Consider the following 18,566-nt stretch of genomic DNA (forward strand, 5'->3'; position numbering starts at 1 on the left):
CCATGTTGTTCGCCAAGACTAGAGTCGAAGACAAGTATTTACCATTCTACCACTCACTATTTCAATCATACAATATCTTGGTGATAAACATTATTCCCAATCTTTATATATACAATAAAATTTTTCACGCCATGAAAATAAAATGCCTTTTCGGGGCAATGGGCACACACGACCTCACAGGAATTAATAATGATTATTGTATTTGTGAAGTTGGGCATGGCGTTGGAAAAAGAAATAATTACAAAAACTCCCGACTGTTAAGTTATTATAAACAAAAATTTAATATCGAAAAATTATTTTACCTCGAACTTAATGTTTCGGACAAAATATACAAAGAGAACAACGACACTCAATTTCCTTTTTTAAAGGAGAATACATTCAACTTTGGAATGCCAGAAATAAAGAACTAGAAAAAAATTAAACACAAGATACAATCGTTAAGAAACAATTACGCCACTGATGATAAAAAAATCATATTAATACTGACAGCAGCTGGCACATTTAACGACGACATAATAAATATCATAGGCACGATAACAGACAAAATTCCTAATTCTTTCATATTATTAAGACAGCACCCAAGATACGACGTCAAAATCGACATAGGGCACATCGACAACGCTGCTCTCGCCAACGATTTGAATTTATTTGACTGCATTTGCATGGCTGACGTGATAATATCACCGCCAAACAACACTAGTCATGAAGCATCTTTTTTTTCAGACAATGTCATCATATATCCTCACAGAAATGATGTAGACGTTGATTCGCTGCGTCGCGCATACCAGAAGAACCTTCCTTTTATTGACATAAAAAACACAGACAAAGTATTAAATGAAATAAAAAAATGCTCACAAGCCAGCAAGACAGCAGTTATGAGTCAACACCTATTCATGAAACCACGGACAATTCCCTGAATATGCTGTTTTCAAAAACAGAAAAAGCATGAGCAACAAGGGGCCATCTCGGGAGTGTCTCAAAAACTGTTTAAACCACCCTGGTTGATGGTTTAGCAGAGACATGGCCGGCGCAGCCGGGCCAGCCATGATCTGTTTTTGCGCCCTCGCCGCCTTGCGCTAAAGCCCCCGGAGACGTTACGGACAATGCAGAATAAACGGCAAGGAGGGGATATGCGCGGGTGGATCGTTTTCATGGTGCTGGCGGCCTGTGTTGCGACGGGGTCCGAAGCCTTGGCCGGCAAGGCCGACGGATTTTCGGGAACGGCGTTCGGCACGCCTTTGACGTCGCTTCCGGCGTTCATGATTCTCAAATCCGACGGCGACGCGACCTATGCCGTCAATCTTCAGGAAGGCTACCGCATCGGCGGCAAGTCGCCGGTGGTCGTTTACGGTTTCGCCGGCGGCCGGCTGTTCGCCGCTTACGTGCGCCTGGACGGCCTGACCAGCCGGGACGCCATGGCCAAGGAACTCTCGGCCCGCCACGGCAAGCCGTCCACGTCGACCGAGGGCGGCGTGGAAACCCTGCGCTGGCGCGCCGGCAAGACCAAGATCAAGCTTAAGTCCAATCCGGCGGCTGGCTCGCTCAAGCTCGGTTATTATTCCACCGAGCAGGCCGGCCCGGCGGCTAGGCTCCTGGAATCCGACAGCCTGGACATCGACGCCCTGGCACGGCTCTATGACAAGGACAAGCTGACCAAGGGCGTCTCCCTGCCGGGCAAGCCCGTGCCCAAGGGCTATTCGCCCTACGACGACGGCGTGTCCCAGTCACCCGGCCGTTCTCCCGGCCAGTAAGACCCGGCTCCGAAATCATGAAGCCCCCCGAGCCGACGCCCGGGGGGTTTTTTACGGCCGCCGTCCACTTTCCGGTCGCCCGGAGGTCAGGCCGGGCATCGGCCAAACCGCTCCACGGCTAGGGCGGCCAGGCCGCAGGCCAAGCCAAGCCCCCATACCCCGTTCCAGCCCAGGGCGGCAAACGCTTGCGCCCCCAGGGCCGAACCCAGCCCGCCGCCCAGGAACATGACGGCCATGAACACCGTGTTGATCCGGCTGCGGGCGGCCGGGTCCAGGCCGTAGATGCGGGCCTGGTTGGCCACCAGCGCCGACTGCAGCCCCACGTCCACGAGCACGATGCCGGCCACAAGGCCGATCCAGGAGCCCGGGAAAAGCCCCATGACGGCGAATCCGGCCGCAAGCGCCGCCGCCCCCAACGTCACCAGCCGGCCCTTGCCGCCCCGGTCGGCCAGCCGTCCGACCAGGGGCGCGGCCACCACGCCCACCGCCCCCACCAGCCCGAGCAAGCCGGCCATGGCGCTGCCCTGGGAAAAGGGCGGGCGTTCCAGATAAAAGGCCAGCTCGGCCCAGAAGGCCACGAACCCGGCAAAGAGCAGGGCCTGGACCATTCCGGCCCGACGCAGCGCGGCGTGGCGGCGAAAGAGCCCGGCCAGGGACAGCAGGATGCGGCCATAGGACAGCGTCGTCGTTGGCTCCACCCGGGGAAGCCTGGCCACCAGCACGACGCTGGCGGCCAGGGCAGCCAGAGCGGCCCCGGCGTAGACGTCGCGCCAGTCGGCATAGGCCGCCACCAGGCCGCTGACCGTGCGCGACAGCAATATGCCGGTCAACAGGCCGGCCATGACCGTGCCGACCACGCTTCCCCGCCGTGCTTCGCCGGCCAGATGGGCGGCCATGGGCACCACCTGCTGGGCCACCGTGGCCAGAACCCCGACGAGCAGGCTGGCCGCCAGCATGGTCCCCAAGCCCGGGGCCAGGGCCGCCCCGAAAAGGGCCAGGGCCAGGCCGGCAAAGGTCAGGGCGATAAGCCCCCGCCGCTCGAACCGGTCCCCCAGCGGAGCCAGGGCAACAAGCCCCAGGGCGTAGCCGAACTGGGTCAACACGGCCACCCAGGACACAGAGGACGGCTCGGCAGCGAATTCCCCAGCCAAAATGCCCAGCATGGGCTGGTTGTAATACAAGCTGGCCACGGACAGGCCGGCCGCGCCGGCCAGAAGGGCGATGGTTCCCCGCCCCAGTTCCGGGGCCGTTTCCTCGCCAAGGCGTATTTGTACGGTGTCTTGCATGACGGTGCTCCAGCGTTTATTTTCTATACGATACGTAACGTATAGAATCTGAATTTCCGGCCCGTCAAGAATTCTTTTAAAAGGCTTTTCGATTGGCCTTTATCCTGCTGTTTTACCGCATCAAATGCTCTCTGGGCCGGGAACGGCCAAAACGAAATCCCTCTCGAAGGTCATCACCAACGGCCCGAGAGGCTGCCCGGGCAGGCCCCGGCCCGCCCGGGCAAGCGTGGCTTAGAACGACGCGCTCGTCGCCGGACCAAGCCGGCAGCCGCAACGCCGCGCGCAGGATTTGGAAAACGAATAAAAGGCCTGGGGAAAAGCCCTTGGCGCGCCCGCAAGAGGCCGGCCGCGACCGGGTTCAGCGCGGTCGCAGGCCGGAAAAGACGAGATCGGCGACGTGGCGGATGAAGTCGTCGTCAAGAGGCTGGTGGCGCAGGAGAATGCGCAGGAAAATCGGCGCGTAGAGCGCATCGACCATAGCGTCGAGATCGGCGTCGGGGCGAATCTGGCCGGCGGCCACGCCCCGGCGCAGCACCTCCTTGCCCGCCTCGCGACGCGGCAGCAGATAGCCGTCCAGAAAAACGGCCATGGCCTCGGGATCGGCCTGGCCCAGGGCAATGAGTTCGCACACCACCCGACCGCCGGCTCCCCGGTAGGCCTCGGCCAGGCGCAGCATCTGGGTCACGACGTCGTCCACGGCGCAATCCGTGTGGGGATAGGCGATGCGGGGAGTGAGCCCGGCCAGGAAGGCCTCCATGGCCACCGCGCCCTTGCTCGGCCACCAGCGGTAGACCGTGGCCTTGCCCACCCCGGCCCGGGCGGCGATGCCCTCCATGGTCAGCCCGGCAAAGCCCACCTCGGCCAGCAAGCCGTCGGCGGCTTCGAGGATGGCCTGTCTGGCGGCGTCGCTGCGGGGGCGGCCGGGGGGACGTTTGGGCGAAGGGGCTGGCATGGGCGTCTCCAGGGGAACGGCGGCGCAGCGTGTCGTTTCTCGCGCCGAGAGACCAAACAATAAGCTGGGTGACACGTCGCGAAAAAATCAGGGCATAGTTCCTGTCCGGCGGCGGCGGACTTCCCAGGGCCAAAGCGCGCCGCCGGCGGTCCTACAGCCCGGCGGCCGGGCAATAAAACTGCAAATTGTCCGTCTTCGTGAGCGCCGTGCGCTGCACGTACCCCGCCAGCCCCGACAACTCAGCCTCCCGGCCAAGCGGCGAAGCGAGTTCCTGCCGCCAGGCCCCGACTACGGCGAAGCCGACCACACGCTTCTCCCCATCGGCAATATAGACATAGGGAGGAACTCTTTTCCTCTTATATTCCAAGGCCCATCCCGTAACAAAGGCGTACCTTCCCTGGGAGCCGACAGGCTTCACGGCATCAATCCGGCCGGCAATCTGCACGAATCCCGGCGGCACTGTCCAGGCCTCAGTGGAGATCTCCGCCAGGGCATAGGGATGGGCGGCGACGAATCCGGTCTTTTCCCGTTTCATCAGCGCCACGGCGACTTCGAGTTTGCTCGCGTTGAAGTGCGGGATGCCGCGCATTTCGGCGTCGTCAATGCCGTAGGCATAGCACAGCCCGGCGACCAGCCTATCCATGGGGCGCATGTCCTGCAACACCGTCAGTTGCCAGGGCCCAAGCAGTCCCAGGCTGACCAAGGCCGCCCCAGCAAGCAGCGTTCGCCGTGCCCGGTCACTTTCCAGACAGGACAGCACCCCGACCAGACACATGACGAAGACCATCAGAGACAAGGTCGAATACCGGGAGACGAAAGGATCAGCCAGGTCGATGCGGGCGACGGTGGCGGCCAGGACGGAAAGGCAAACGTAGGCCGCCAGGGCCGCCGCCAACACCGTGACATTTTTTCGACGTCGGTTCTTGGCGATGGCGCGAGCGGCCGCGAACACAAGGTAGATGCAACAGGCCAGCAGGCAGGTCCCCATAATGGTCGCGCCGGTCTGGCCCAACGTCTTTTCGGAAAAATTGCCAAGAGCTGACGGGACATAAAACAAGAATTTTGCGGTTTTGGCGGAAAAGGCTTCAAGCATGGCATGGACATTCGTGCTGCCTGTGCCGCTGTGCAATTGGTAGACAAGCGCGGCCAAGCAGCAACCCGCCAGCCCCAGCCCGCCGATGATTCGAAACGCCCAGAGCACCACGATATAGACGCCAAAAAACAGGATCCCGTTGCCCATATTGAGCACACTAAGGACCGCAAGCAGCGCCGACGACAACAAATACCCGAAAACGCGGTTAGCGCGAACTTCCCGCCGTTCCAAAAAGCTCAACAGCAATGCGCAGGAAGCCATAGGCAAAAGGGAGACCAGAAAAAACTGACTCTGGAATTCCCAAACGATGTTCTCTTTTTGGATGAAGGAAAAGGCTGGAAGAACCGAGAGCAAAATATACAACGGCAAATTGGCCCTGCCCCAACCTCCGGCTTTTCGCAAAAAAAAGAAAAATCCTCCAGCTATGAACGCCATGAGCACGAAATTCATGACGATCAAAAAGACGCCTGCTCCTTGAAAAAGCACGTAGTCGACCCACAATAAGGCTTTCGTCGCCAGGATTCTATGTTCATTGTGCAAGGCGAACCAGCCGGCCAGGCTGGAGGCGCCGCCGAATATAATCGGCAAAACATCGTAGGTATCCAGGTACGGCACGATGGAATAGTTTATCCACCCCCCGTACACGGCCAGGGCCACATAGCCCGCCGCCACCAGGCCTGCCGCCGCAAGCCCGGCCAGGCTGGAGAGGTGGCTTAGCCAAGCCGCCCTCAAGTACTCCATCACCACGCGCATAGCACCACCGAACTCCTGCCCGAGGAAAATAAACCCAAACGTTGCATCCGAACAACTCGCCATACCTGGACGGCGACGCCATGCGGTCTTTCCCCGCATCCGTCGGGAGCCTTGTACAGGCTGTCGCGCTCCAAGCAAAGAGACAAGACATCCTCGAAACGGGGCAGGATACCAGCCTGGGCCAGGGTTGACCTTTTCTTTCAAAAAAGAAAGAAAAGCCCTCCTTCGCCATGGCGCGCCTCACAGCCAGGGCCCCGCCGCACGCGCCGCCGCAACCGCAGCACACGAGGACGTATCGGATGCTGGTCATTCTCGTAAGCTTCGCCTTTGCCTTCGGCATGGTCCTGTCCCGGGTCGGCCTACCGCCCATGGTCGGTTTCCTGGCCGCCGGATTCGCCTACAACTTCCTGGGCCTGACCCGCCCGCCCGGACTCGACGCGGCGGCCGACCTCGGCATCACGTTGCTGCTGTTCTCCATCGGCCTCAAACTCGACGTCCGGGGACTGCTCAAGCCCATCATCTGGGCCAGCTCCACCGCCCAGATGCTCCTGTCCACAAGCTTCACCTTCGCCATGCTCCTGGCCGTCAAACAGCTCGGCGTCAGCCCGCTTTTCGCCCTGGACTGGCCCATCCTGCTCATGCTCGGCTTTGCCCTGTCGTTTTCAAGCACCGTCTTCGCGGTCAAGGCCCTGGAAGAAAAAGGCGACATGTCGGCCTTCTACGGCGTGGTGGCCATCGGCGTCCTCATCATGCAGGACCTGTTCGCCGTGCTCTACCTGGCCATCTCCGAAGGCAAGATCCCGTCGGTCTGGGCCGTGGCCGTGCTGGCCCTGCCCTTTTTGCGGCCAGTGTTTTTCTGGCTCATGGACAAGTCCGGCCGGGGCGAGCTCTTCATTCTGTGCGGCCTGTTCTACGCCCTGGGCGTGGGCGCGGAAGGATTTAACCTCGTGCACTTGAAGCCCGACCTCGGCGCGCTGGTCATGGGCGTTTTGGTGGCCGGCCATCCCCGGGCCTCGGAACTGTCCAAGGCGCTGTTCGGCTTCAAGGAACTCATGCTGGTGGGCTTTTTCCTGTCCGTGGGCATGAAGGGCCTGCCAAGCGGCGAAATGCTGGCCGCCGCCCTGTTCCTGTGCCTGCTGCTGCCCTTTAAGACCGGCATCTACCATCTGGTCGTCAGCCGCTTCGGCCTGCGGCCGTGTACCAGCCTCTTTACCGCCCTGACCCTGACCAACTATTCGGAATTCGGCCTCATCGTCGCGGCCATCGCTTCCCGCAAAGGCGCGCTGTCCCCGGACTGGCTCCTGGTCATCGCCATGGCCGTGAGCCTGAGCTTCCTTATCGGCGCGCCCCTTAGCGCCCGGTCCGAGGCCGTCTACCGGGCCATGGTCGGCTGGCTGCGCCGCTTCGAACCCCGAAAACCCCATCCCCACGAAGTCGCCATCGACCTCGGCACGACCCGGGCCGTCATCCTCGGCATGGGCCGCATCGGCATGGGAGCCTACGACGAACTGCGCCAGAGCTACGGCGATTCGGTCCTGGGCGTGGAACACGTGCCGGCTCGGGCCGACCGCAACCGGGAACAAGGGCGCAACGTCATCGTGGGCGACGCCTGCGACACCGAATTCTGGCTCAAGCTGCGCAACGGCCACGCCTGCGAAATGGTCATCCTGGCCATGCCCAACCACCACGGCAACATGTTCGCCGCCCGCCAACTGCGAAACCTGGGCTTCACCGGCCATGTGGCCGCCGTGGCCCGCTACCCCGAGGAAGTCGAGGAACTGGCCGCCCTTGGGGTGTGCGCCGTCTTCAACATGTACGAACGCGCCGGAGCCGGCCTGGCCCGCCACGCCATGGAAGCCTGCACCCTGCCGGGGTGAGGCGAGGTGAGGTGAGGTGAAAAGAGGGGGGAGGCCTCCGGCGGCTGGGGGCCTGAGGCCCCCAGACCCCCCAAATGGAGAAAAGTTTAAAGGGGGGGACGACGGAGGTGGTTCTCTGGTCGGGGAGAGCTGGTTTCATGGCCGCGCCGCCACGCCCCGTCAGGAAGTGGCCGGCCTGGACGGGAAACGCTCCAGGAAACGCTGTTCGGCGGCCGCATTGCCGATGAGCAAAAGCCGCGTCCCGGCCGCGAGTGGCCGGTCCGGGTCGGGATTGACCTCCAGCCCCTCCCCGGCGCTTACCGCCGCCACGTTGCAGCCGGTGAGTTGTCGGATGCGGCTTTCGGCCAGGCTCTTGCCCACCAGCTCGGCCGGCACGGCCATGCGGAACATGTTGAGGCCCTCGTTTAACATGAGCACCTTGTCGGGATTGAGCAGATTGATCACCGTGTTGGCCACCAACGACGCATAGGAAATGACCAGATCGGCCCCGGCCGCATGGAGCACGCCGATGTTGCGGTCCAGGGTGGCCCGGCTGATGATCTGGATGTCCGGCCGCAGCTTGCGGCAGTAGATGGCCAGATAGATGTTCATGTCGTCGTTGTGGGTGGTGATAAATACCGTCGGGGCCTGGCGGATGCCGGCCTTGACCAGCACGTCGAGGTCGGCGGCGTTGCCGGCCACCACCCGGTGCGACTCCATGAGCTTGCCGGGATTTTTCTCCACGAGGCGGTAATCGATCCCCCGGCGGCGCAACTGTCCGGCCGCCGCCCGGCCCACCCGACCGCCGCCAAGGATCACCGCCGGCGCGTCGGTTAGCGGCGCTTCTCCGGCGAATTCCCGAAACTTCTCGATCTGCCCTTCGGTGCCGGCCAGCATCAGCACGACGCCAGGCGGCAAGGCCTGGTCCGGGTCGGGCAGCTCGAACCGGCCGCGCTCCCACACCCCGACCACGTTGACCCCGGCCACGGACCGCAGGGCGCACTCCCGAAGCGTGCGACCCTCCAGGCGCGAGCCCATGACCGGCCACTCGGCCACCACGATCTCGCCGATGCGGCCGATGATCCCGGACTGCATGTCCCCGCCCCTGGCCCGCCGGGCCAGGGCCTCGCCCAGCAGATGGGTGAAATGAAACACCTGGGTGCTGCCGGCCAGCTTCAGGATGTCCAGGGATTCTTCCTGGTCGGCCTTGCTGACAATGGGCGTGGCCGGGCTGACCTCGCGCACGGTGAAGGCCACGTTGGCGTTGCGCATGTCGTTGTCCAGGGCCACGACCATGGCCGCGCCGTCCACCCGCAGCCGGCGGTAGGTGCCCGCGTCGTCGTAGTCGCCCACGGCCACGGCGTAGCCCTGGTCATAGAGGTCGGTGGCCGCCTTGGAGTCCGAGCGCAGCAGCATGCAGGCGTAGCCGTACTGGCGGGCTTTCTTGTTCAGATGCAGCGCCGCCGGATCGTCGCCGACCACGATAACGTGGTTGCTCGTGCCCACCGGCAGCTCGCGCGGAGCCAGGGCCCGGGCCTGGGCCTCCAGCCAGGGGGCGTAGAAGAACTGGATGAAGGTGAACGGCAGCATGACCAGCAAAAAGATGATGCCGGTCAACAGCACGATGATGGAAAACAGTCGCCCCAGGTCGCTGGTGAAGGTGATGTCGCCAAAACCCAGGGTCGACATGACGGTGAGCGTCCAATAAAAGCCCGTGACCCAGGAATATTCCTGGCCGTCGCGCTGCATGATCCAGTGGAACACCACGGAATACAGCACCACCATGGCCACGAGCGTCAGGACGAAATTGACCAAAAACCGCAGGTTGCGGCGCGAGGAGCTGTTTTGCAGCAGGTAGCCGACCTGGGCGGCGAGAAACTTCATGGGGCGTCCCCGCGTTCACGTTCCTGAATGGACGCCTCCGGCGGCCAGGGCTTTGCCCTGGACCCACCGGGGGGATGATCCCCCCGGACCCCAACCATGGGAAAAGAGGGCAAAGGGCCTGGGCCAATGTTATGGCCCATCATGACAGGCGGTGGCCCTTGGCAAGAACCGCCACGACCCCAGCGGCCAACGGGCTGCGCCTTTCGGCGAGACGCCACTAGCGCTCGATCTTGAGGGGAACGGCCTGGGAAGTGAAGGAAATGCCCTGCTGGCCGCCGCTGCCGATCATCACCGCTTCCACGTGGGGCGCGGTCACGGGTGTGCGCGCGGTCCAGGAAACCAGGAACTTGGCCCCGGCCCCGCCATGTTTCTCGGATTCGGCCACGGTCAGGCGCATGGAGCCGAAGGGCTCGATGGTCTTGGGCGCGTCGATGTAGCGGTTGAGCAGCGTCCCGTCGGAATCGTAGAAATCCGCCGTCGTCAGGGTCATGGGCTCGGTGAGGCTGGTGTTGCGCACGCTCACCGTGATGGCCAAAAGAAACGGCCTGGCCCGGTCGCCGATGTAGATGTGGGAGTAGACGGGCAGAAAATAGGTGCCCCCGCGCAACAGCTCCGAACCGGCCAGGGCCGGCCGGCCAAAGACTGTCAGCACGGCACAAAACGCCAGCGTCCGAAAAATGCTGCGCCACGACAAACGCCCCATGATGCGCCCTCCCTGTTTCCGGTCGGCCTACTGTCCCCGCACCAGGGCGGCGATTTGATCGACGTCCACGGTCCGGGACTTCTCCCGGATGGCTTCGGCGTAGTTTGATTGCATGGTTTTGCCCTGCTCCAAAAGCGAGGCGAACATCTGGCGCAGCTGTTCCATGTCCGTGGAACGGCCGCCGGCATAGTACAGCTTGGCCGCCTGGCCCAGGGCGTAGGTGGTGGCGAAGGAAAAGGCCGCGCCCGTGGCCGCGCTGCCCACGCCGCCGAAAAAGTCGCCCCCGGCCACCTTGAACAAGCCGCCCAGAAGCTTCCGCCCGATCTGCTCCACGAACTGCCCGGTCAACCCCACGCCCAGGGCGGCCGCGAAATCCTTGATGTGGCCGCGATCCAGCTCGAAGCCGTAAGCCTTGCCCACGGCGTAGACCATTTTGAGCTGTAGCGGCAGGATGGCCATGGAAGCCAGGGACTGGGGCAAAATCTCCAGCGCGCCGTTTAAGATGGCGTAATTGAGGATGGTCTTGTCCAGGGCCTGGGCGTCCGCGGCCGGGGCGTTGGCCGGGCCGGCCGGGGCTGCCGTCGCCGCCGGGTCCGGCCCGGCGTCCAGGGGCGCGTCGGCCACTTCCGCCGCAGCGCGGGCAAACTCCCGGGACGTGGCGGCGTCCAGGGCCAGGGCGGCCCGCAGGCGCTCCAGGAAATCCCCCTCGGCCGGGCTTTGCGCGCCGTCGGCGTCGCACACGCACACGGCCATTTCATAGGCCAGCTGGCGGACCTGAGGCTCGGCCAGCGCCGAGGCCGCCGCCGCCAGGGAGGCGCGGCCAAGCAGCACGTTCTGATACAGCCCGGACAGCTCCTGGGCGGCCTCGGCCGACAGGCCCTCGGCGATGCGCCGGATCTGCTCGCGCTCGGTGACGTCGTTGCCGCCATCGGCAAAGGCGGCCATCAGGCAAAGCGTCAGGATCGCCCGTTGTTCCTGGCTGGTCATGGCCCGGCCTCCCGGATCGGCCCTGCCCTGGGCAGGCCGTCCTGGCTCTTTTGGCGTCACTCGGACGCCCTACTTGAATTTGATGACCAGGCCGTCGGCCCCCAGATTGAGGGAGACGCCCTTGGTGACGGTGCGCAACTTGATGACCACGCCGCTGGCGTTTTGCAGCCACTGCACGCCCTGACCCGAGCCCATGGCGTAGCCGGCCCGGGCCTGGCCGTAGGCCCCGGCGAAGTCCTCCAGCCGCCCCAGGTCATAGACTTCGCCCACGGCGGTGACCTTGGACACGCCGATGCCGCCAAAGCCCACCGACCCGATGGCAAAGGGATAGCGTCGGCCCTTGTAGGTCAAAACGCCCTTGCCGCCGGAGGTGCTGAGAATGAAGCCGCCCTGACCGAATTCCAGGTTCACCCGGCCCGAGGGAGCCGGCGCGGCCTGGGTGGCCTTTTGGGCCGAGACAGCCATTTCCGGGATAGCCACAAGCAGGCACAGCCCCAGCAGGGCGGCGCGAAGCAGGGAAGGTTTCGTACGCATCGGCAAGGCTCCCTTGCGGTCCGGCGGTATGGAGACGTTGCCAGAAAGGATACCCGAACCCGGAAACTTGGCAAGGGCCGGGGACCGCGCGGTGCAAGCCTCAGGGGAGTCGCCGCCGTCCTCCGGCGACGGTGCAACGCGCTTCAGGACTGCCCGTGCGGACCGGCGGCCAAGCCGCCTGGCACGGCGCGCGCCCGAACGCCGTCAGACGCGTGCGGCGATCAGCGCGGCGGCGAACCTTGGTCCCGGTCCTTGGACTTTCCCCTGCCGAACCATTTGGCCAGGATATAGGAGCCGTAACCCGCGACTCCCGATGCGCCCATGGCCACTCAGGGACTGCAACTGCCCGTCCCTACCCCGACCACGCCCAGGTAGACCAGAACCGCGCCGCCGACCAGCCAGGCAAAAACGGTGGCGAGTATTTTCTTCATACCGCGCAGTCCATCACTCCACTTCAAACCCTTCGTCCGCGTCATCGTCCTTGGAGGCGGATTCCACATCCTCAAGAATGTCTTCTATCGCGGCGGCCGCCTCATCCAGCCGGGGGCCGAACTCGTCAAAATCGTCGCTGCCTTCGGTTTCCAGATCGTCATACACTTCGCGCAAAAAATTGGCGGCTTTTTCCAGCTTCTTCAAATGGGCCTTTTTCATCGTAAAAGCTCCTGCGTTATTGTGAATTCCCGGGCCACTCCAACGGTGGCGGCAAGCCCTGGGGGCGAGGAGTTCGCCCCTCGCCGACCGGCCATGCCAGCCTGCGGTAACTCCTGGGCTGTCACTTCCGAACACCCTAAATTGATGAAAATTATAGCATGTCGTTCCACAAGAGCAGACTTTGTCGCCCTTGACGTTTTATCCTCCATAGCGCGTCCAGCACGCTGAATCCAAGGGAAAATTCCCAAGTACGCCAGCGGAATTTTGAAAATCGTGTCCAGTCGTGGGTCCCACAAGACAAAAGGATCATCCCGAAGGATAACCCTTTGATTTGGTGGGCGTCCTCAAGGGGATTTGAGCCCCTGTTACGGGTGCGAAAGACAAGTACCTGCTTGGCACACTCAATGATTTTCGCTAGTTCTCTCTGCACCTCGCTGTACTCGGTTTTCTGCTTTTCCCTGACCTGAGTCGGCGACCTGTAGCCGTGCCGCCCGATCCGCCACTGGCGGTTGTAGGTTTCCTTGAAGGCCAAAAGCGCCAACCGGAGTTCCTCGACGGTTCGGAAGCTGCGAATCCAGAGAAGATTCTCCTTAAGGATACGGGCAAAGCGTTCGACGATGCCGTTGCCCTGAGGCTCGCGCACGTAGGACGCCGAGTCCTTGATGCCGAGAAAGGCGATTTCCTGCTGAAAGTCATCGGCGATAAACTGACTACCGTGGTCGTGCCGCAAAGTCAGTCCACGAGCCACGCCCTGGCCGAAAGCACCAAAACTGTGGCGCACACCCTGCCGGATCGGCTCCAAGGCCTCGAACCGCGTGCCGCGCTTGGCGGCATGGATGCCGACCACTTCCAGTGAGCAATAATCGATAGCAAAGAATATGGCGGCGTTGCCTTCCTCAATGGTCAGCGTTGCGGTCATGTCCGTGCCCCACATCTCGTCCACCCGCTGGGTCTTGATCGTTCCGTCATGGGCCTTGGGGCCATGGGGGCGGCCAGGTCGCTTGTAGACCGAAAGCGCGTTTTCGCGCATGAGGCGCAGCGTTCGCGCCGGGGAAGTCCTGATCCCTTTGTCCCGAAGGCCAGCCCAGACCTTGCGATACCCCTCACCGTGAAAAGGGCTTTCCCCAATCTTGGCCTTGATGTGCTCAACCAGGACCACATCGCTATGCCCGCCTTGAGGGCCACGTCGTTTGGCAGGAACAGCCTCGGCCGCGCGCCGACGTCGCCAGTATACCGTGGAACGAGGGAGCGCCCAGACACGGCAGACCAGCGCCAGCCCGTAGTTCTTCCCCGTGGAGGCCGAGGCGGCTTGGCTCATTTCCTCGACCTCCCCCGGCCAAAGGGCGGTTTTGCTCCAGCCGAGCGATCTTTTCGCGAAGCAGCTCGTTTTCCATGGCCTGCTCGCCGATCTTCTCCCGGAGCCGGCCGACTTCAGTGAATTCCCTTACCGGTTGCAGCTTGAGACCCGATTCCCGGCCTCCAGGAAAGTGTCGTGCCACTGGGACAGCGTCGCGGCGGTCATACGCTGGACCGGTCCGGCGGCATGCGCCGGGCCTGGATCAGAGGGCAGGAGAACATCCAGAAACGGTATCTTCTCCATGTGGCCGGTTTCAATCTCGGCCTGCTGATGCGGGTCAAGGCCGGCCATAGCACCCCCAGGGGCTGGGCCAGTGCCTGGCTTGCGGTAAGCGCTCAATAAGGCGCGTCTTGTTAGGGCGAGCAGGAAGCAGGATAAGCTCAGGCAGGTATGATGAGGCTTTGAGGATCGCTGTACTGGGGCAGGAGGGCCTTGCGTTGGGCGTCAGTGGTTGCCGCCGGCAAGTGCTCGAAGAGGTGGCGCAGGTAGCGGTATGGCTCCAGCCCGTTGGCCTTGGCCGTTTCGATGAGGGAGTAGATGGTGGCCGAGGCGTCGGCTCCGCGCGGATGGCCTGAGAACAGCCAGTTTTTGCGGCCCACGGCAAAGGGGCGGATGGCGTTTTCGGCCAGGTTGTTGTCCGGACGCAGTCGGCCGTCTTCCAGGTAGACGACCAACCGCTCCCACTGTTTGATAGCATAGCCAATGGCCTTGCCGAGCAGACTCTTGGGCGGGGTGGTGGCGGCGCGTGCATCGAGCAGCGCCTTAAGCTTGTCCAGGATCGGCCTGGATTTTTCGGCTCGCAGGACCTTGATCTGCTCCGGATTGAGCTGTTGCCTTTCGGCTTGGTGCTCCACGCCGTAGAGTTTGCCGATCAGATCGAGGACGGCATGGGCCGTGCCGCCTTTGGCCTTCTTGCCAGCGGACTTCTCGACCTCGACGAACTTGCGCCGGACATGGGCCAAACAGCCGAGATGGCGCAGGCCTTCCCGTTCGCCCAGGGCCTCATAGCCGCTGTAGCCGTCGGTCTGCAGATAGCCTTTGAAATCGCCAAGAATTTCCGCAGCCACGCTGCCGGCCCGGGTCGGATGATAGCGAAACAGGACGACCGGTTTTCCCGGTGTTCCGCCCCGGGCGACCCACATAAATGATTTCGTGGTGTTGGCCCGGCCTGGTTCGGCAAGCACCTGGACCGTGGTTTCGTCCATGTTGACGATGGGGCCGGAACGAATTTCAGCGATGATCATGTCGATGAGCGGATCGCAGGACTTGGCTACGCGGATCATCCAGCCAGCCAGGGTTCCCCGGGAGATGTCCAGCCCCAGGCGAGCGAACTGATCCTCCTGGCGGTACAGGGGCAGCGCGTCGGCATACTTGGCCACGGCGACATGGGCCAAAAGGCCCTGAGTCACGATGCCCTGGGGGATGATTTGGGGTGGCATGGGCGCGGTTTTCACCGTCGGCCCATCGTCCTCCACACCTTCGCAGGTACGGCAGGCGTATTTTGGCCGGATGTGGCGGATGACCTGGATTTTGGCCGGCACGATGTCGAGCTTTTCGCTGACTTCCTCACCGATGCGGACCAGCTCAGCGCCGCAGGGGCAGGTCTTCTCCGATTCCGGCAGGTCGTGGATGATCTCCACCCGGGGCAGATCCGCAGGGATGGGGCGACGGCCGCGTTTGCGGCGGGTGCTCGCCGGGGCGCAGGCCTCCTCGAAGGTCTGCGGTTTGTGCTCCTCCGCAGTCTGCTCGGCCTCGTCGAACAGGGAGAGCTGCTGCTCCTGGCCGGTACGGGGCTTTTTCTCGGACTTCGGGCCGTAAATGATCAGGTTCAGGAGCTGAAGGCGCTGCTCAAGTTGGACGATGTGCTCTTGCTGGTCAGCCTGACTGGCAGCCATGTTGACAATGAGAGCTTTCAGTGCGGCAGGGTCGTCAGGGAGGGAATTGATGTCCACGGCCCGAACAATCTCTCATTATTATTCAATTTAATCAAGGCAATACTGTCTAAAAGAGCGTCGAATACTCCAGACGGGAGTGTCCCGTCACGGCCAGGGGATCGAGACCATCAAGCAGCCAGGCCAGTTGCCGGGAGTCAATGGCAAGCACCTCCGCCTCGCGGGTTGGCCAGCGAAACACATGCCGCTCCAGACGCTTGTGCCACAGACAAAAGCCGTTGCGATCCCAGTAGAGCAGCTTGATGATCGTCCGGCTGCGGTTGCAAAAGCCGAAAAGGTGACCGGCAAACGGATCGAGTTGCAGCTGCCGTGAAACCAGGATGGACAGCCCGTCGATGGACTTGCGCATGTCTGTGGCTCCCAGAGCCAAATAAACCCGGACGCCGCTTACCGGCGACATCATAGCCGTGTCAGCGTGCGGACAAGCTTTTCCAGCACCGGCGCGGCGAAGTTGCCTCTGATCTCGATGCGAAAGGCGTTGCCCACGTGCACTAGGATCGGTGCCGGCACGGTTGCCATGTCCGCCTGGGCCGACGCCGGCAGAGGCACGGGAACGAGGGTGACGCAGGACGCGCCCTCCTTGCCAGTCGCTGCCTCCAAACGCTTCCGCCAATAGCCCATGGAACTTTGGGAAAGACCCTGCCGCCGGCAGTAAGCCCCCTGGCTCAGGCCGCTACGATGCCAAGCCTCAATATGTTCAGACCAGTACGCCGCCTTCTCGAAACTGAGCTCTGCTGATGACGCTGCCATGGTCGCCCTCCTGTGGGATAAACCATGACAGAAAACTCAAGCGGCGTAAGAAGGGGTTGATTGACCGGTTACGCAATTGACTGGGCAACCCAATATCTGGATTTTGCGCAGAAATTCGCAAGCCGGACAATTTGGGAGAAAAAAGCCGCCTTCAAGGCCTTATTCAAGGTAGTCGATCCCGGAAGTGACCCCATCGCCTTGCAGCCAGGCAAAGTGCTCAACGCTCTCCAGCCCGTTTCGAAATCCCAAAGCGGCCACGCAGCCAACAAGATGCGAAAAAATCTGGTGGCGGCCTGGTACTGGGGTGTCAAATATCTAAGTTTCCCTGAGAAAAATCCCTGCCAAATTGACAGGTTCCCGGAAACTAAGAGCCCCCGCTACGTGCCTTCGGAACAAGACTTCTGGGCGGCGTACGATGCAGCCAATCCTTATGACCAGAGGATGCTGCTCGCGTACTTAAATACGGCCGCCAGAAAACGGGAGTTGTTTGGGATGACGTGGGCGGATGTCGACTTCGATAACCGGCGGGTACGGTTGTGGACGGCCAAGCGCGAGGGTGGAGCCAAGGAATTCGACTGGATTCCGATGACGGACGACCTTTTCGCGACCATGGTCGAGCAACGCAAACACGCCAGAGGGGATCTGGTCTTCCCTGACCCGGAGACTGGCGAAGCGTTCACCTCGCGGCAGCACTATCTGGAACGATTGTGTAAGCGGGCCAAGGTTAGAACGTTTTGCTGGCATGCGATTCGTCACCTGTCGGCGAGCATTCTCATCCAGAACCAGGTTCCCTTGCCCACGATCCAAAAAATCCTCCGGCATAAGAACCTCACCACCACCCAGGGCTACATCCACGAGTTGGATAATGCCCGGGATCTCATGGCAGCGCTGTCCCGCACAAACAAAAGCCCCCGGACGAGGTCGAGTCGTCCGAGGGCTGATTTAGTGGCGGTGAAGTAAGCTAGAAGCGTTTTACTTCTCGGATTTACTTCTCCACCTTATGCTGATCGACTTGCTTTCACAAGTCCTTGGAATGCTTGGCGTCCCCAAGGGGATTTGAACCCCTGTTACCGGCGTGAAAGAGCGACCGTAAGCCCGCATAAGACCGAATTCTACCGAGTTTTCCCTAGTTATGCCGGGTTATCCTGGCTAAACCGTTTCCATAACCGTTTCCGTTTGCATGACGGCCAGACCCGGGCTCATCGGACGTTTGGACAATCCAAAACTGCCTTCCCAATAAAATCGCTCTGGGTCGGCGGCCTGAGAGGGGCTTCCTCCTCCAAAGACGTTTGGGCTTTTCAATACTGCCCGCAGAAAAATATCACTCCTGCGTGAAGGGGAAAAACTTTTTCCCGACGGAGATCGCCCTATTCAAGGCGCTGTATCTGGCGGTTGCCAAAACCGAGAAGTGGTGAACGATGAAGACAAGGAACTGTCGGAGATCATGGCTCAGCTCTCGATCTTCTTCCAGGACAGGCTTCAGGGCGATCTCTGCTGAACCGTCAACCATCAAGGCCAAGTACCTGAAATCGTTTGCGCCATTTGAGGCAGATATTGTAGCCAAGATCGGTTCTTTCGGCGATAGTTTTCATGGGCATCCCTTCGACTGTGGCCAGAACGACCCGTGCCCCGATGGCAAGACATTGCTCAGTCTTGCCCGACGCTTCTCATAATTGCAGGGTTGCCAAGTCTTCCAGGGTCAACTCTACTTGTTTGGTTGGAGCTCCCATTCCGCTCCTCCTGGAGCGAATTGCACACATCTATTTGAGGAACGTAACACTGTTGATTTCTAAGATAGCCCACACGCACCCCCTCAAGCACCTCGCAGGAAAATCGCCGGTCGGCCATCCTTTGGAAGCGAGAAGCGTTCAAGCCGTTCTTCGACGTGCCCCGCTTCCGCCTTGACCTCCTTTTGTGTATCTGCAATAATTAAAGAGATATTTTCAGTTTAAACCTCATAGTCTACCATGAAGAATCCACTTCGATTCTGGTCTCTCAGGCTCAAAGCGTAAGCCCGGACTGCGGATTGCCCGCAGCATTTTCAATACTCGGTTATC

The 18,566-nt window shown here is 61.4% G+C and carries 16 protein-coding genes; 4 read left to right on the plus strand and 12 right to left on the minus strand.

The window, feature by feature from the left end; all coding sequences use genetic code 11:
- Window positions 1-1,130: 1,130 nt before the first annotated feature.
- Complete coding sequence (locus DMR_RS19100) at window positions 1,131-1,751, plus strand: hypothetical protein (protein ID WP_015862683.1); 621 nt, start codon at window positions 1,131-1,133, stop codon at window positions 1,749-1,751.
- A gap of 86 nt (window positions 1,752-1,837) precedes the next feature.
- On the opposite strand, the gene DMR_RS19105 is transcribed toward DMR_RS19100, so the two are convergent.
- The 3 genes from DMR_RS19105 to DMR_RS19115 form a co-directional block, all read right to left on the minus strand.
- Window positions 1,838-3,037 carry an MFS transporter gene (locus DMR_RS19105; protein ID WP_015862684.1) on the minus strand — a complete coding sequence of 400 codons (1,200 nt, stop codon included), beginning with the start codon at window positions 3,035-3,037 and terminating at the stop codon, window positions 1,838-1,840.
- A 358-nt stretch (window positions 3,038-3,395) separates the two neighbouring features.
- Window positions 3,396-3,989, minus strand: coding sequence for a TetR/AcrR family transcriptional regulator (locus DMR_RS19110; protein WP_015862685.1), 594 nt, complete (start codon window positions 3,987-3,989; stop codon window positions 3,396-3,398).
- A 151-nt stretch (window positions 3,990-4,140) separates the two neighbouring features.
- Complete coding sequence (locus DMR_RS19115; RefSeq protein ID WP_043601138.1) at window positions 4,141-5,835, minus strand: hypothetical protein; 1,695 nt, start codon at window positions 5,833-5,835, stop codon at window positions 4,141-4,143.
- Between the two features lie 299 nt (window positions 5,836-6,134).
- Between DMR_RS19115 and DMR_RS19120 the strand changes: the two genes are divergently transcribed.
- Window positions 6,135-7,712 carry a cation:proton antiporter family protein gene (locus DMR_RS19120; RefSeq protein WP_015862687.1) on the plus strand — a complete coding sequence of 526 codons (1,578 nt, stop codon included), beginning with the start codon at window positions 6,135-6,137 and terminating at the stop codon, window positions 7,710-7,712.
- 159 nt (window positions 7,713-7,871) lie between these two features.
- On the opposite strand, the gene DMR_RS19125 is transcribed toward DMR_RS19120, so the two are convergent.
- The 6 genes from DMR_RS19125 to DMR_RS19150 all read right to left on the minus strand — a co-directional run bounded on the left by DMR_RS19125 (window position 7,872) and on the right by DMR_RS19150 (window position 13,768).
- On the minus strand, window positions 7,872-9,575 hold the full coding sequence (locus DMR_RS19125) for a potassium channel family protein (RefSeq protein WP_015862688.1): 1,704 nt from the start codon (window positions 9,573-9,575) through the stop codon (window positions 7,872-7,874).
- Window positions 9,576-9,792: 217 nt separating this feature from the next.
- Entirely contained in the window at window positions 9,793-10,278 is a 486-nt protein-coding gene (locus tag DMR_RS19130) for a DUF3124 domain-containing protein (protein WP_015862689.1), read from the minus strand.
- Between the two features lie 27 nt (window positions 10,279-10,305).
- On the minus strand, window positions 10,306-11,265 hold the full coding sequence (locus DMR_RS19135) for a DUF533 domain-containing protein (RefSeq protein ID WP_015862690.1): 960 nt from the start codon (window positions 11,263-11,265) through the stop codon (window positions 10,306-10,308).
- Window positions 11,266-11,334: 69 nt separating this feature from the next.
- Complete coding sequence (locus tag DMR_RS19140) at window positions 11,335-11,799, minus strand: hypothetical protein (RefSeq protein WP_015862691.1); 465 nt, start codon at window positions 11,797-11,799, stop codon at window positions 11,335-11,337.
- Window positions 11,800-12,243: 444 nt separating this feature from the next.
- A complete protein-coding gene (locus DMR_RS19145) occupies window positions 12,244-12,450 on the minus strand; it encodes a hypothetical protein (protein WP_043601142.1) in 207 nt (68 codons plus the stop codon).
- Between the two features lie 151 nt (window positions 12,451-12,601).
- A complete protein-coding gene (locus DMR_RS19150) occupies window positions 12,602-13,768 on the minus strand; it encodes an integrase core domain-containing protein (RefSeq protein WP_015862693.1) in 1,167 nt (388 codons plus the stop codon).
- Window positions 13,769-13,942: 174 nt separating this feature from the next.
- On the opposite strand from DMR_RS19150, the gene DMR_RS24760 reads away from it, so the two are divergent.
- On the plus strand, window positions 13,943-14,149 hold the full coding sequence (locus tag DMR_RS24760; protein ID WP_232502836.1) for a hypothetical protein: 207 nt from the start codon (window positions 13,943-13,945) through the stop codon (window positions 14,147-14,149).
- Between the two features lie 38 nt (window positions 14,150-14,187).
- Here the strand turns inward: DMR_RS24760 and tnpC are convergent, their stop codons facing one another.
- The 3 genes from tnpC to tnpA form a co-directional block, all read right to left on the minus strand.
- Window positions 14,188-15,702 carry an IS66 family transposase gene (tnpC, locus tag DMR_RS19160; protein ID WP_232502917.1) on the minus strand — a complete coding sequence of 505 codons (1,515 nt, stop codon included), beginning with the start codon at window positions 15,700-15,702 and terminating at the stop codon, window positions 14,188-14,190.
- 106 nt (window positions 15,703-15,808) lie between these two features.
- Window positions 15,809-16,162, minus strand: coding sequence for an IS66 family insertion sequence element accessory protein TnpB (gene tnpB / locus DMR_RS19165; RefSeq protein ID WP_012750477.1), 354 nt, complete (start codon window positions 16,160-16,162; stop codon window positions 15,809-15,811).
- Window positions 16,159-16,509: an IS66 family insertion sequence element accessory protein TnpA gene (gene tnpA / locus DMR_RS25830; protein WP_012750476.1), complete on the minus strand. Its 351-nt coding sequence runs from the start codon at window positions 16,507-16,509 to the stop codon at window positions 16,159-16,161. The genes tnpB and tnpA overlap by 4 nt, the downstream gene beginning before the upstream one ends.
- Before the next feature lie 60 nt (window positions 16,510-16,569).
- On the opposite strand from tnpA, the gene DMR_RS19175 reads away from it, so the two are divergent.
- A complete protein-coding gene (locus tag DMR_RS19175; RefSeq protein ID WP_015862694.1) occupies window positions 16,570-17,469 on the plus strand; it encodes a tyrosine-type recombinase/integrase in 900 nt (299 codons plus the stop codon).
- Window positions 17,470-18,566 lie beyond the last annotated feature (1,097 nt).

The organism is Solidesulfovibrio magneticus RS-1, assembly GCF_000010665.1.
Taxonomy (GTDB): domain Bacteria; phylum Desulfobacterota; class Desulfovibrionia; order Desulfovibrionales; family Desulfovibrionaceae; genus Solidesulfovibrio; species Solidesulfovibrio magneticus.

What these genes read in the sequence shown, in the direction of transcription:
- DMR_RS19100 (WP_015862683.1), top strand. Translation starts at nt 1,131, where the DNA reads ATGCGCGGGTGGATCGTTTTCATGGTGCTGGCGGCCTGTGTTGCGACG.
- DMR_RS19105 (WP_015862684.1), bottom strand. Translation starts at nt 3,037, where the DNA reads ATGCAAGACACCGTACAAATACGCCTTGGCGAGGAAACGGCCCCGGAA.
- DMR_RS19110 (WP_015862685.1), bottom strand. Translation starts at nt 3,989, where the DNA reads ATGCCAGCCCCTTCGCCCAAACGTCCCCCCGGCCGCCCCCGCAGCGAC.
- DMR_RS19115 (WP_043601138.1), bottom strand. Translation starts at nt 5,835, where the DNA reads ATGCGCGTGGTGATGGAGTACTTGAGGGCGGCTTGGCTAAGCCACCTC.
- DMR_RS19120 (WP_015862687.1), top strand. Translation starts at nt 6,135, where the DNA reads ATGCTGGTCATTCTCGTAAGCTTCGCCTTTGCCTTCGGCATGGTCCTG.
- DMR_RS19125 (WP_015862688.1), bottom strand. Translation starts at nt 9,575, where the DNA reads ATGAAGTTTCTCGCCGCCCAGGTCGGCTACCTGCTGCAAAACAGCTCC.
- DMR_RS19130 (WP_015862689.1), bottom strand. Translation starts at nt 10,278, where the DNA reads ATGGGGCGTTTGTCGTGGCGCAGCATTTTTCGGACGCTGGCGTTTTGT.
- DMR_RS19135 (WP_015862690.1), bottom strand. Translation starts at nt 11,265, where the DNA reads ATGACCAGCCAGGAACAACGGGCGATCCTGACGCTTTGCCTGATGGCC.
- DMR_RS19140 (WP_015862691.1), bottom strand. Translation starts at nt 11,799, where the DNA reads ATGCGTACGAAACCTTCCCTGCTTCGCGCCGCCCTGCTGGGGCTGTGC.
- DMR_RS19145 (WP_043601142.1), bottom strand. Translation starts at nt 12,450, where the DNA reads ATGAAAAAGGCCCATTTGAAGAAGCTGGAAAAAGCCGCCAATTTTTTG.
- DMR_RS19150 (WP_015862693.1), bottom strand. Translation starts at nt 13,768, where the DNA reads ATGAGCCAAGCCGCCTCGGCCTCCACGGGGAAGAACTACGGGCTGGCG.
- tnpC (WP_232502917.1), bottom strand. Translation starts at nt 15,702, where the DNA reads ATGGCTGCCAGTCAGGCTGACCAGCAAGAGCACATCGTCCAACTTGAG.
- tnpB (WP_012750477.1), bottom strand. Translation starts at nt 16,162, where the DNA reads ATGATGTCGCCGGTAAGCGGCGTCCGGGTTTATTTGGCTCTGGGAGCC.
- tnpA (WP_012750476.1), bottom strand. Translation starts at nt 16,509, where the DNA reads ATGGCAGCGTCATCAGCAGAGCTCAGTTTCGAGAAGGCGGCGTACTGG.